We start from the raw sequence: 12,117 nt of genomic DNA on the forward strand, positions 1-12,117 counted from the left end.
CCATTCTTCCAGCCCGGCCCGACACTGCCAAGGAGTGGCCGGATGGCTGTGGACAAGTGCGCAGGTCAGATCCAGAACTCGCCGCGACCGATGATGACGGCGGGGCCGGTGAGCCGAGCCTCCCCGGCGGCGAAATCGACGCTGAGGTCGCCCCCTGGGACGCTCACGTCCACGCTGCCCTCGTGACCGGTGCGTGCCCGGTAGGCGGCCGCGCTGGCCACCACGCCGGTACCGCAACTCTGCGTCTCCCCCACGCCTCGCTCGAAGACCCGCATGGACAGCTTCCCGGGGCCGTCGATGCGGATGAACTCGACGTTGGCCCCCTCCGGGAAGGCGGACGCAGGGGACCAGGTGGGCCCGTCGTGCAGCCTGAGCCGGTGGAGGTCCTCCTCCTCGAGGAAGACCACGGCGTGCGGGTTGCCCACGTCCACCTTGACGGCGGGCCACTCGTGCCTCCCGAGGTGCACCGTGACGTCCTCCTCCGCGACGGTGGCCGGCCCCATCGAGGTGCTGATCAGGCCATGCCTGGCCACCTCCACGCGCCGCACGCCGGCGCGCGTGGCCACCTCGAACTCGCCGGAATCCACGAGTTGCTCGTTGATCAGATGCCGCGCGAACACCCGCAGTCCGTTCCCGCACATCTCGGCGATCGAGCCGTCGGCGTTGTAGTAATCCATGAACCAGAGCGAGCCGTCGCCCTCCCAGCCCCGCACACTCGAGGCGCGCACCACCCTCAGCACACCGTCGGCACCGATGCCGCTGTGCCGGTCGCACATCACCTTGATGAACTCCGGATGCATCTCGTGCATGCCGTAGGAATCGTCGAGGATGATGAAGTCGTTCTTCGTGCCATGACCCTTGTGAAAGCTGAATCGTCGCATCACGACCTCCTGATCCCCATCAGTCTAGCGCCGCGAGGATGGTCTGGACCCTGGTCGGCGAGGACGCGTCGAGCCACGTGATGCGGGGGTCGCGGTTGTACCAGCTGAGCTGACGCCGGAAGAACCTCCTGGTTGCGCGTTGCACCTCCGCACGCGCCTCCTGCTCGGTCAGTTCCCCGTCGAGATGTGCCACCACCTGCCGGTAGCCGATCGCCCGGATGGCCGTCACCCCGTCCCGCAACCCCCTATCGAGGAGCCCACGCACCTCACCGACCAGACCCTGCTCCCACATCTGCTCGACGCGTTGGTCGATCCGGCGATCGAGTTCGGCGCGCTCGAGGGCGAGGCCGAACTGGTGCACATCGTCGAGCTCGTAGGTCCATTCGGGGATCACCGGCGCATGCCCGCCGGTCAGCTCGAGAACCTCGAGCGCCCGCACCGTGCGGCGCCCGTTGCCCGGCTCGATGGCCGCGGCTGAATCCGGTGCCAGCTCAGCCAGCCGTCGGTGCAGCGCATGCGGCCCCACCTCGTTCAGCTCGGCCTCCCAGCGCGCCCGCACCTCCGGGTCCGAGGCGGGGAACTCGAAGTGGTCCGTGATGGCACGCGTGTACAGGGGTGAGCCTCCTACGAGGATGGGGATCACGCCCCGGCCCCTCAGCTCAGCGATGGTGTCGCGGGCGAGGCGCTGGAAGCCGGCGACCGAGGCCTTCTCGGTGACTTCCGCGATGTCGATGAGATGGTGCGACACGCCGCGGCGCTCCTCGACGGTGGGCTTGGCCGTGCCGATGTCCATCCCCCGGTAGACGAGCATCGAATCAGCGTTGATCACCTCAGCCGGGCGCCCGGCGGACTTCAGGGTGAGCGCGAGATCGACGGCGAGGGTGGACTTTCCGGTGGCGGTGGGGCCGACCAGCACGATGAGGGGAAGCGACACAGCCCCAGTGTGCCAAACCCCTTCCCCTCACCCGTAGGGATGGGCTCATGGAGCCAGGACTTCGCCAACCAGAAGCTCGACAACTTCACCGGCGGCGAAGCGGCACCCGCGGAGCCGCCGGCGGCGTCGCAGGGCACCGTCGAGAAGTAACCCGGAGGTCTAGGAGCAGCCGCTGGCGGCGGGCAACGGGGCGGGCTTCTCCATGGAGGGCATGCCCAGGCCGACCCCCACCGGCGGCTTCTTCATGCCCTGGGCGGCCTCCCAGGCATCGCCGCCACGGGTGCGGCGCAGGTTGGTGGGTAGCTCGTCGGAGTTGAGGTGGTGCGGTGCCGCGTGGGTGATCTTCACCGTCGCGATGTCGCCTGGGCGCGGGCGCTGCGCCGGGTCTTCCGGCACCGCGACATGCACGAGGCGGTTGTCGCGGGCGCGGCCGCTCATCCGGTTGGTCTCGGCGTCCTTGCGGCCCTCGCCGGTGGCGAACATGACCTCGATCTCGCGGCCGGCGAACCGCTTGTTCTCCTCCCAGGCCAGCTCGTTGACCACCTCGATGAGGCGGTTGTAGCGGTCCTGGACGACCTCCTTGGGCACCTGGTCGGGCATGGTGGCCGCAGGGGTGCCCGGGCGGATCGAGTACTGGAAGGTGAAGGCCGCGGAGAAGCGGGCGCGTCGCACCACGTCCATCGTGGCCTGGAAGTCCTCTTCGGTCTCCCCCGGGAAGCCGACGATGATGTCGGTGGTGATGGCCGCCTCCGGCATCGCCGCACGCACCCGGTCGAGGATGCCGAGGAATCGCTCGGAGCGGTACGAGCGGCGCATGGCCTTCAGCACCTGATCCGAGCCCGACTGCAGGGGCATGTGCAACTGCGGCATCACGTTGGGCGTCTCGGCCATGGCCGCGATCACGTCGTCGGTGAAGTCCTTCGGGTGCGGGGAGGTGAAGCGCACCCGCTCCAACCCGTCGATGGTCCCGCAGGCCCGCAGCAGCTTGGCGAAGGCCTGGCGGTCGCCGAACTCCACGCCGTAGGCGTTGACGTTCTGACCCAGCAGGGTGATCTCCTGCACGCCCTGGCTGACGAGCATCTCGATCTCGGCCAGGATGTCACCGGGGCGACGGTCGGTCTCCTTGCCGCGCAGGGCCGGCACGATGCAGAAGGTGCAGGTGTTGTTGCAGCCCACCGAGATCGACACCCACGCCGAGTACGGCGACTCGCGGCGCGTGGGGAGGTTGCTCGGGAAGGTCTCGAGCGCCTCCTTGATCTCGACCTGGGCCTCCTTCTCGACGCGGGCCCGTTCCAGAAGCGCCGGCAGCGCTCCCAGCCCACCGAGATCGACACCCACGCCGAGTACGGCGACTCGCGGCGCGTGGGGAGGTTGCTCGGGAAGGTCTCGAGCGCCTCCTTGATCTCGACCTGGGCCTCCTTCTCGACGCGGGCCCGTTCCAGAAGCGCCGGCAGCGCTCCCACGTTGTGGGTGCCGAACACCACGTCGACCCACGGCGCCTTCTTCACGATGAGGTCGCGGTCCTTCTGTGCCATGCAGCCACCCACCGCGATCTGCAGGCCGGGATGGACGGCCTTGATGCTGGCCATGTGGCCGAGGTTGCCGTAGAGCCGGTTGTCCGCGTTCTCCCGCACGGCGCACGTGTTGAAGACCACCACGTCAGCGCCTGCGCCCAGCGCTTCGTTGCCCGGCGCCACGCGGCTCAGCCCGGCCTCCTCGAGGAGGCCGCTGATGCGTTCGGAATCGTGGACGTTCATCTGGCACCCGTAGGTGATGACGTGATAGGTACGCGGGTCAGTCATAGCCTGACCATGCTACCTACTACTCTCTCAGACATGAACATCCTGCCTACCGGCCAGCAGTACCGCATCGAGTCCGGACCGTACGCGGCCGTCGTCACCGAGGTGGGTGCGACGCTGCGCAGCCTCACCCACGAGGGGCAGGAGGTGCTGTGGACCTTCGCCGAAGACGAGGCGCCGCGCGCTTCGATGGGGCGCCACCTGCTCCCCTGGCCCAACCGCATCAGGGACGGACGATACACCTTCGACGGCGTCGACTACCAGGTGCCGGTCAACGAGGTCGCCCGCAACAACGCCAACCACGGCCTCGGCTCCAACCACGCCTGGCGACTGCTCAGCCACGGGCCCGACGAGGTCGTGCTCGGCACGGTGATCTACCCGCAGCAGGGCTGGGGCGGCGTCCTCGCCGTGGAGATCTGCCACGTCGTCGACGACGGCGGGCTCACCGTGATCGTGACGGCCCGCAACGTGGGCGCACAGGCTGTGCCCTACGGCTACGGGGCGCACCCGTACCTCGCACTCGACCCTGCCACCGCCACCATCACCACGCCGTTCGAGCGTGAACTCGTGGTCGACGACCGGCTGCTGCCTGTGTCCCTCGGTGAGGTTTCCGCGGAACACGACTTCAGGAAGCCCCGGATCATCGGCGATCTCGCACTCGACAACGCGTTCCGCGTGGATGAGGGCGGCTGGGAGGTCACGGTCTCCGACGACGGCCGCACGACGACCATGTGGACCGACGCGACGATGCCCTGGGGCCAGTTGTTCATCCCGCCCACGCGTGACGCGCTCGCGGTGGAGCCGCTGACCTGTGCGGCCAACGCCTACAACGAAGGGCCCACGCACGAGGCGCTCATCGTCCTGGATCCGGGTGCGGAGACCACCTCCAAGTGGGGCATCCGCGTGGCGGCCTCCGCCGGATGATCAGTGCGCGGTCTCCGTGGCGCGCGACTCGCGCACCACGGTGATCCGGATCTGGCCCGGGTAGCTGAGCGTCTTCTCAATCTCCGTGGCGATGTCGCGGGCCAGCGCGTGCGCCCCGGCGTCGTCGACATCCTCAGGCGCCACCATCACCCGCAGGTCGCGGCCCGCCTGCATGGCGTAGGCCCGCATCACGCCGCTGTGCCTGGTGGCGATCTGCTCCAGGTTCTCCATGCGCTCCACATAGGCCTCCAGGGATTCCCGCCGTGCACCCGGCCGGGACCCTGAGATGGCGTCCGCGGCCTGCGTGAGGATGGCCTCGACGGTGCGTGGCTCCACCTCGTTGTGGTGCGCTTCGACGGCGTGCACGATGTCTTCGTGCTCGCCGTGGCTGCGCAGTAACTCGGCGCCGATGATCGCGTGCGGCCCCTCCACCTCGTGGGTGAGCGCCTTGCCGATGTCGTGCAGGAAGGCCGCGCGCTTACAGGTGGCGACGTCGAGCCCGAGCTCGGCGGCCATGACGCCGGCCAGGTGCGCGCACTCCACCAGGTGCCGCAGCACGTTCTGGCCGTAGGAGGTGCGGAATGCGAGGGAGCCGAGGGTGGGGATGAGATCAGGATGCAGGTCGACGATGCCCACCTCCGAGAGGGCGTCCTCTGCGGAGCGCAGCACGCGCTCGTTGATCTCGCGGACGCTGCGCTCGTGCACCTCCTCGATGCGTGCCGGGTGGATGCGCCCATCGGCGACGAGATCCACCAGGGTGATGCGGGCGATCTCGCGCCGGACCGGGTCGAAGCTGCTGAGGAGGACGGACTCGGGGGTGTCGTCGATCATCACGTTGACGCCGGTGATCTGCTCGAACGCGCGGATGTTGCGGCCCTCGCGGCCGATGATCCGGCCCTTCATGTCGTCGCTGGGCAGGTCCACGGTGCTCACCACCGATTCAGAGGTCTGCTCCGAGGCGACCCTCTGAATGGCGGTGGTGATGATGCTGCGGGCAAGCTTGTCCGCCTCGCGCTTGGCCGTGGATTCGATGTCGCGCGCGATCGAGGTGGCGGTCAGCTTCGCCTGCTTCTCCGCCGCCGCGATCACCTCGTGCCGCGCCTCCTCCACGGACAGGCCGGCGATCCGTTCCAACTCCGCAGCGGCGCGCTCCTCCTCGAGCTGGAGAGCCTGGCGCTGCTCCCGCAACTGGGCCCGCTGCGCATCGAGGCGTTCGGCGCGGGCGACGAGGCCCTCAGCCTCTGCCGACAGCCTGTCCTCGCGTTCATGCAGGCGCGATTCGCGTCGCTCCTGGGCCGCCCTGGCCTCTCGGAGCTCCTGGCGCTGCGCGCCGAGTTGCGCCTCCATCTCCGCCCGGCGGCGCTCCGCGTCCTCGAGGGTTTCCCTGGCGCGTTCCTCGGCCACTGCGGCCGCGGCCTGCGCGTTGGCCCGCATGGAGGAGATGTCGTCCTTGACCCGGCGCTCCCACTTCAACCGGTCCGCGATGGCGCGTGCCGCCTGGCGGCGCAGCATGACGCCCAGCACGACGAGGCCGGCCAGAGCGATGCCTGCAATGATCCAACCGAGCTCAGGCACGGCGCCTCCTCATATCCGATGTACCACCGGTCACGGGGACCCGCACGAGGGGTTTGGCAACGATGCTGGCGACGCCAAGGCCACCGCGGCGCGAACGCCGCAGCGGGGATAGAGTTTTCTGCTGTCAGGTGTGGTCAGACACGAGTTGTCAGATTGTCGATCAGTATCAGTTTCAGTGCCCCGGGCGGAGCCGGGGCGGGTTCATGCGGGGTCCGTGGACCTTGCCCCTGAGCCTATTGCGCACCTGTGGAAAACTCAACCGCTTCCGTCACCCCACGAGTCCGTTGCGAGGACATCCTCGAGCACGGAACTGACGATGCCCCTGGAGAATCCCCTCCGGGCCAACACCCCCGCCAGGCGCCGGCGGGCGACGTGCCGTTCGAGGTTGGCGAGCGAGCGCATCCGACGGCGGGCCAACGTGAGCGCGGCCTCGCGTTCGTCCTCTGGATCCAGCTCAGCCAGCGCCTCGTCGGCAACCTCCCTGTCTATACCCTTGGCCTGCAGCTCCTGCCGGATCCGGGCCCTGCCACGCAGCCCGAACTCGGCGCGGGAGGCGGTCAGCGCCTGCGCGAAGGCCGCGTCGTCGATGAGCCCCACCTCCGTGAAGCGCGCGATGATCTCCTCGACGACATCCTCCGGGACGTTGCGCCGCGCCATCTTCTGACGCAGTTCCAGCTCTGAGCGCGCCCGGGTGGCCAGCTGATCGAGCGCGATCTTGCGGGCCACCTCAACCTGGGTGGCCCGCTCCTCCGCGCTGCGCTCAGAAGTCAACTTCGCCCGTCTCCGGGTTCACATCTGCCGGCACATCCTCCTTGTCTACGCCCAGATGCAAGCGGATGCGGCGCTCGATCTCCTGGGCGACCTCCGGGTTCTTCTTCAGGAAGTTGCGGGCGTTCTCCTTGCCCTGGCCCAACTGATCCGACTCATAGGTGAACCAGGCACCGGCCTTGCGCACGATGCCGGCGTCCACGCCGAGGTCGATCAGCGAGCCCTCACGCGAGATGCCCTGGCCGTAGATGATGTCGAACTCCGCCTGCTTGAAGGGCGGGGCCACCTTGTTCTTGACCACCTTGACGCGGGTGCGGTTGCCGACCATCTCGGTGCCGTCTTTCAGCGTCTCGATGCGGCGAACGTCGAGGCGGACCGACGAATAGAACTTCAGCGCGCGGCCACCGGTGGTGGTCTCGGGGCTGCCGAACATGACGCCGATCTTCTCGCGCAACTGGTTGATGAAGATCGCGGTGGTGTTGGAGTTCTTCAGCGCGCCGGTCATCTTGCGCAGCGCTTGGCTCATCAGGCGGGCCTGCAGGCCGACGTGCGAGTCTCCCATCTCGCCCTCGATCTCGGCGCGCGGGGTCAGTGCCGCCACCGAGTCGATGACGATCAGCGACAGCGCGCCGGAGCGCACCAGGGTGTCTGCGATCTCGAGCGCCTGCTCGCCGTTGTCCGGCTGGGAGACGAGGAGTTCATCGGTGTCGACGCCCAACTTCTGGGCGTAATCCGGATCCAGCGCGTGCTCCGCGTCGATGAAGGCGCAGATGCCGCCGTCGCGTTGGGCGTTGGCGATGGCGTGGAGCGCGACGGTGGTCTTACCGCTGGACTCCGGGCCATAGATCTCCACGACGCGCCCACGGGGCAGTCCGCCGATGCCCAGTGCCACGTCCAGCGCGACAGAGCCGGTGGGGATCACGTCGATGGGCAGACGGGTATCTTCGCCCAGCTTCATGACAGAGCCCTTACCGTGGGCCTTCTCGATCTGGGCGAGCGCCGCCTCCAGCGCCTTGTTACGGTCCGATGAGGCCATCAGGTTTCCTTCCAAAAGCCGGCCGCGGGCCGGATGATTCGATGTTGCTATCACTGTAGGCAGCGGCTCTGACAATTTTTCACGAGTAGGTTCCGCTGTGGATAACCACGGCCTTCAATCTAGGCGAACACCCGTTCTATTCAAGCGCGACACGCCGCGGATCAGCGCAGATTGCCGGGGAGTTCGAGTTGCTTCCACACCGCCCGCCAGATCTGCTTGGAGGGGATCCCGGCCGACAGTGCCTCACGCACCGTGCGGCTCCCGAGCTCCTCAAGGACCACAGAGTCGGCCCAGGTGGCCGCATAGCCGGCGGGCAGCACATCGTTCATCCGCTCCCAGAGCTCCACTTCTCGCACGGGATCACGGTACACGCCGCCCGAGATTGGGCATTTGATCAGGCAACCGCGCCGCAAGTGGACCCCATTGCTCACAACTAGTGAGCAGAGGGTAGAATCTCGCTCAGCATTTGTGCGTAATGTGCACGAAACCAGATCAGGCGCGAAGGAGCCCTCACGGATGAATGCACCCAGCACGCCCTCCCACAAGCGGTCAGACCGGATGGTGGCGTTGCTCGCACTGCTCACTGAGCAGGGCCAACTCCCGCTGTCCTACCTCGCCGATCATCTGGGAGCCTCGGCCGCCACCATCCGCCGCGACGTCGCGCTCCTCGCCTCCCAGGGGCTCTTGGAACGCACGCACGGCGGCGCCCGGCCGGTCAAGGGGAACCGCGAACTTCCCGTGCGGCTGCGCGATGGCCGCAACCAGGACGCGAAGCGCCGCATCGCGCGCACCGTGGCCAGTCTCATCCCCGCCGGCAAACACGCGATCGGTCTCACCGGCGGCACCACCACCGCGGAAGTGCTGCGCGCCCTGCGCCACCGCGACGACCTCACGATCATCACCAACTCGCTCAGCATCGGGCTTGAGGCCGCGGAGCAGGGTCAGGCCCGGGTCCTGATCGCCGGCGGCGTGCTGCGCCCCAGCTCGCTGGAGCTGGTGGGCTCGCTGGCCGAGTCCACCATGAAGCTGGTCAACGTCGGCACCGCCGTCGTCGGTGCCGACGGCGTGAGCGCCAGCGACGGCCTGACCACCCACGACGAGATCGAGGCGCGGACCAACCTGGCGATGATCGAACGCGCACAGCGCGTGGTCGTCGCGATCGACTCGACGAAGATCGGCCACACCACGCTGGCCCGGGTGGCCGACATCAAGGGCATCCACGTGCTCGTGACGGATTCCGGCGCCCCGGAGGCTGAACTGCAGCGGATCCGGGACGCCGGCGTCGAGGTGCATGTGGTGGAGGGATCGCGCCACCGCTGAGCGGCGCGCTGTGCCTCAGGCGGCAACCGCCACCCGGGGCAGCTGCCGGGCCTCCAACACCGCGATCTTCCCGCTGATGGTGCCCATCAGCTCCGACAGGGAGACACCCAGCGCGGACGCGATGGCGAAGAGGACCTCGCTGGAGGCCTCCTTGTGGCCGCGCTCGATCTCCGAGAGATATCCGAGAGAGACCATGCTGGCCATGGAGACCTCTCGCAGGGTCATGCCGGCGCACATCCGGAGCTCCCGGAGTGTCTCGCCCATCACCTTACGAATCAGAATCGTCTTCACGGCTGTTCCTATCTGACCACGGGCCGAGCGCCCGCCATCGACAGGTGTAACAAGCCGCCGCCCGGCTTTGTTCCCTCTGAGTGAAACTTCTTCTCAGAGAACCCGCATGAGCATCTCGAAGGCGTGCTCCGTCGCTGCCTCCCGGATCGCCGCGCGGTCCCCCTCGAACTCGCGCAACTCGGTGTACTGCGGCGCCGGAGACATACCCATCTTGGGGCCCACGACGGCGAACCACACGGTGCCGACCTTGGCGCCGTCGGTCTCCGTCGGGCCGGCCACGCCCGTGGTGGCCACGGCCCAGTCCGCATTGCAGCGGCGCTGTGCGCCCACGGCCATCTGCAGGGCGGTGAGTTCGTTGACCACGCCCTCGTTCTCGATGAGTTCCTGGTCGACGCCGGCCAGGTCGTGTTTGAGGTCGCGGGCGTAGGTGATCAGCCCGCCGCGGTAGACCTGCGAGGCGCCGGGCACGGTGGTCAGCGCCGCACCGATGCCGCCGCCGGTGAGCGATTCACAGGTGGCGAGGGTGACCGTGCGCTGGGTGAGCTTCTTGATGAGATCGGCGGCGAGCGACATGCCCGCAAGGCTACCCGGTCAGGATTCCTGCGTGCGGCCCTTCTGGCGGATGGCCCAGGCGTGCCGCAGGTAGTCGAGACCGGTGATCACGGTCAGGAAAAGCGCCGCCCACATCAGGATCCAGGCCGCCACCTGGAGCGGGCCGGGCAGGAAGGCGAGGTTCAGGCTGAACAGGATCAGCGCGAACGTCTGGGTGAGCGTCTTGGCCTTGCCGCCCTTGTTGGCGGCCATGATCCCGTACTTGGCGATCGCGGCGCGCACCCAGGTGATGCCCCATTCGCGCACGAGGATGATGACGGTGAAGATCCACAGGGTGCGGCTGGCCGCGCCGAGGCCGTCGGTACCGAGGATGCTGATCGCGATGAACGCGGCACCAGTCAGCGCCTTGTCCGCAACGGGGTCCCACAGCTTGCCGAAATCCGTGACCAGGTTGTACTTGCGGGCGATGTGGCCGTCGGCAAGGTCGGTGAGCATGGCTACGACGAACACGATGGTGGCGATCAACCGCCACGTGAAGTCAGTGGGCGCGACGAACAGAAGCGCCACGTAGACCGGCACCAGGATGATCCTGATCACTGTCAGCACGTTGGGCACGTTCCAGTTGCTCGGCCCGGCCGGGCTCTCCCCCACCGCGCGGCGGGGTTCGTCGCTCACATCGTCAGTCACAGTGCCTCCGCGATCAGATCAATGCCCACCGAGTCGACGACCCGGGCTGTCACGAGGCTGCCGACGGGCGCCTCGCGGTCCAATGTCACGGCGCCGTCGGTCTCCGGCGCCTGGTGCTCGGCGCGGCCCACGGTCTCGCCGTCGTTGCTCTCCACCAGCACGACCACGTCGTCGCCGACGCGGTCGGCGGCCCTGGCCTCGGCCACGTCGATGGCGAGGTCCGCGAGCATGGCGCGGCGCTCCTCGACGACGTCCTCGGGCAGGTGGCCCGGCAGTGTGACGCCCTCGGTGCCCTCTTCATCGGAGTAGCCGAAGACGCCCAGCACGTCGAGTTGAGCGTCGATGATGAACTGCCGCAGGATCTCCACGTCCTGCTCGGTCTCGCCCGGGAATCCCGCGATGACGTTGCTGCGGATGCCCGCCCGGGGCGCGAGCCTGCGGATGCTGCTGATGAGGTTGAGGAAGCTGTCCGGGTCCCCGAAGCGGCGCATCCGGCGCAGCACGGGCTTCGACGCGTGCTGGAAGCTGAGGTCGAAGTACGGCAGCACCTTGTCGATGCCGAGCATGGCCTCGACGAAGCCGGGCCGGACCTCGGCGGGCTGGAGGTAGCTGACGCGGATCCAGTCGAGCCCGTCGATGCCCGAGAGCCGTTCCAGCAGTTGCTCGAGGCGCACGTCGGCGCCCAGATCCTTGCCGTAGCTGGAGGTGTTCTCGGAGACCAGGAAGACCTCCCTGGCGCCCTCCTCCACCAGCCAGCGCGCCTCTGCCTCGAGTTCGTCCAGCGGGCGGGACAGGTAGGAGCCGCGGAAGGCGGGGATGGCGCAGAAGGCGCAGCGACGGTCACAGCCGGAGGCGATCTTCAGCGAGGCGGAGGGCCCCCCGGCGAGGCGACGGCGGGCGCCGGGCAGCCAGACGTGACCGGGCACGGCCACCTCGGGGGCGGCGGCCGGGCGGAGATCACCTTCTCGCCGTCGAGGATGCCGCGCAGCCTGTCGGCGATGTCGGAGTAGGCGTCGAAGCCCAGCACCGCGTCGGCCTCCGGCAGTTCGTTGGCCAACTCGACCCCGTAGCGCTCCGCCATGCACCCCACCGCGACGACGGCCTTGACGTTGCCATCGTCCTTGAGGTCCGCCGCGGCGAGCAGCGTGTCGATCGAGTCCTTCTTGGCCTGGGCCACGAAGCCGCACGTATTGACCACCACGGTCTCCGCGTCCTCCGCGTCGTCGACGAGGGTGAAGCCCCCCTGTTCCAGCCGGGCGGCGAGCTCTTCGGAGTCGACGTCGTTGCGGGCGCAGCCAAGGGACGCGATGTGCACGGAGTGGGTTGTCATGGTGCGCCTATTATCCACCA

Annotated in this window: 12 protein-coding genes and 2 pseudogenes; 2 read left to right on the forward strand and 12 right to left on the reverse strand. The window is 68.3% G+C overall.

From position 1 onward, the window contains the following. Positions 1-65 precede the first annotated feature (65 nt). The 4 genes and pseudogenes from dapF to BN1186_RS16545 form a co-directional block, all read right to left on the reverse strand. Positions 66-881, reverse strand: a complete 816-nt coding sequence (gene dapF, locus BN1186_RS13560) for a diaminopimelate epimerase (protein WP_040284513.1) — start codon at positions 879-881, stop codon at positions 66-68. A gap of 19 nt (positions 882-900) precedes the next feature. Further along, the gene (gene miaA / locus BN1186_RS13565; RefSeq protein ID WP_040284514.1) at positions 901-1,815 is read right to left on the reverse strand and encodes a tRNA (adenosine(37)-N6)-dimethylallyltransferase MiaA; all 915 of its coding nucleotides are present in this window, start codon (positions 1,813-1,815) and stop codon (positions 901-903) included. Between the two features lie 159 nt (positions 1,816-1,974). Further along, positions 1,975-3,153 (reverse strand): MiaB/RimO family radical SAM methylthiotransferase, encoded by a 1,179-nt coding sequence (locus BN1186_RS13570; protein WP_246043319.1) that lies wholly within the window; start codon positions 3,151-3,153, stop codon positions 1,975-1,977. Next, positions 3,144-3,617 (reverse strand): annotated as a pseudogene (locus BN1186_RS16545) (tRNA (N6-isopentenyl adenosine(37)-C2)-methylthiotransferase MiaB); the annotation flags it as partial. The pseudogene BN1186_RS16545 and the gene BN1186_RS13570, both read right to left, overlap by 10 nt. 33 nt (positions 3,618-3,650) lie before the next feature. Between BN1186_RS16545 and BN1186_RS13575 the strand changes: the two are divergent. Continuing rightward, positions 3,651-4,538, forward strand: coding sequence for an aldose 1-epimerase family protein (locus BN1186_RS13575; RefSeq protein ID WP_052460171.1), 888 nt, complete (start codon positions 3,651-3,653; stop codon positions 4,536-4,538). On the opposite strand, the gene rny is transcribed toward BN1186_RS13575, so the two are convergent. From rny to BN1186_RS13595, 4 genes are all read right to left on the reverse strand, one after another. Further along, positions 4,539-6,113: a ribonuclease Y gene (gene rny, locus BN1186_RS13580; RefSeq protein ID WP_040284517.1), complete on the reverse strand. Its 1,575-nt coding sequence runs from the start codon at positions 6,111-6,113 to the stop codon at positions 4,539-4,541. 255 nt (positions 6,114-6,368) lie between these two features. Next, a complete protein-coding gene (locus BN1186_RS13585; protein WP_052460172.1) occupies positions 6,369-6,884 on the reverse strand; it encodes a regulatory protein RecX in 516 nt (171 codons plus the stop codon). After that, complete coding sequence (recA, locus tag BN1186_RS13590; protein WP_040284907.1) at positions 6,874-7,920, reverse strand: recombinase RecA; 1,047 nt, start codon at positions 7,918-7,920, stop codon at positions 6,874-6,876. Before recA ends, BN1186_RS13585 begins: the two co-directional genes overlap by 11 nt. Positions 7,921-8,078: 158 nt before the next feature. Further along, positions 8,079-8,273: a DUF3046 domain-containing protein gene (locus BN1186_RS13595; protein ID WP_040284908.1), complete on the reverse strand. Its 195-nt coding sequence runs from the start codon at positions 8,271-8,273 to the stop codon at positions 8,079-8,081. A 202-nt stretch (positions 8,274-8,475) separates the two neighbouring features. Here BN1186_RS13595 and BN1186_RS13600 point away from each other — a divergent pair, with 202 nt between their 5' ends. Beyond that, positions 8,476-9,237, forward strand: coding sequence for a DeoR/GlpR family DNA-binding transcription regulator (locus BN1186_RS13600; RefSeq protein WP_040284518.1), 762 nt, complete (start codon positions 8,476-8,478; stop codon positions 9,235-9,237). 15 nt (positions 9,238-9,252) lie between these two features. Here the strand turns inward: BN1186_RS13600 and BN1186_RS13605 are convergent, their stop codons facing one another. The 4 genes and pseudogenes from BN1186_RS13605 to rimO all read right to left on the reverse strand — a co-directional run bounded on the left by BN1186_RS13605 (position 9,253) and on the right by rimO (position 12,097). Further along, positions 9,253-9,528, reverse strand: a complete 276-nt coding sequence (locus BN1186_RS13605) for a helix-turn-helix domain-containing protein (protein WP_040284519.1) — start codon at positions 9,526-9,528, stop codon at positions 9,253-9,255. Positions 9,529-9,621: 93 nt separating this feature from the next. Further along, the gene (locus BN1186_RS13610) at positions 9,622-10,101 is read right to left on the reverse strand and encodes a CinA family protein (protein ID WP_040284520.1); all 480 of its coding nucleotides are present in this window, start codon (positions 10,099-10,101) and stop codon (positions 9,622-9,624) included. A gap of 18 nt (positions 10,102-10,119) precedes the next feature. Further along, a complete protein-coding gene (gene pgsA, locus BN1186_RS13615) occupies positions 10,120-10,767 on the reverse strand; it encodes a CDP-diacylglycerol--glycerol-3-phosphate 3-phosphatidyltransferase (protein WP_246043320.1) in 648 nt (215 codons plus the stop codon). Then, positions 10,764-12,097: pseudogene (gene rimO / locus BN1186_RS13620) on the reverse strand (30S ribosomal protein S12 methylthiotransferase RimO). Before rimO ends, pgsA begins: the two are co-directional and overlap by 4 nt. Positions 12,098-12,117 lie beyond the last annotated feature (20 nt).

Source organism: Tessaracoccus massiliensis (genome assembly GCF_000826065.2).
Lineage (GTDB): Bacteria > Actinomycetota > Actinomycetes > Propionibacteriales > Propionibacteriaceae > Arachnia > Arachnia massiliensis_A.

Coding starts and splice junctions, on each gene's coding strand:
- dapF (WP_040284513.1), bottom strand. CDS start 881: ATGCGACGATTCAGCTTTCACAAGGGTCATGGCACGAAGAACGACTTC.
- BN1186_RS13575 (WP_052460171.1), top strand. CDS start 3,651: ATGAACATCCTGCCTACCGGCCAGCAGTACCGCATCGAGTCCGGACCG.
- BN1186_RS13600 (WP_040284518.1), top strand. CDS start 8,476: ATGGTGGCGTTGCTCGCACTGCTCACTGAGCAGGGCCAACTCCCGCTG.
- BN1186_RS13610 (WP_040284520.1), bottom strand. CDS start 10,101: ATGTCGCTCGCCGCCGATCTCATCAAGAAGCTCACCCAGCGCACGGTC.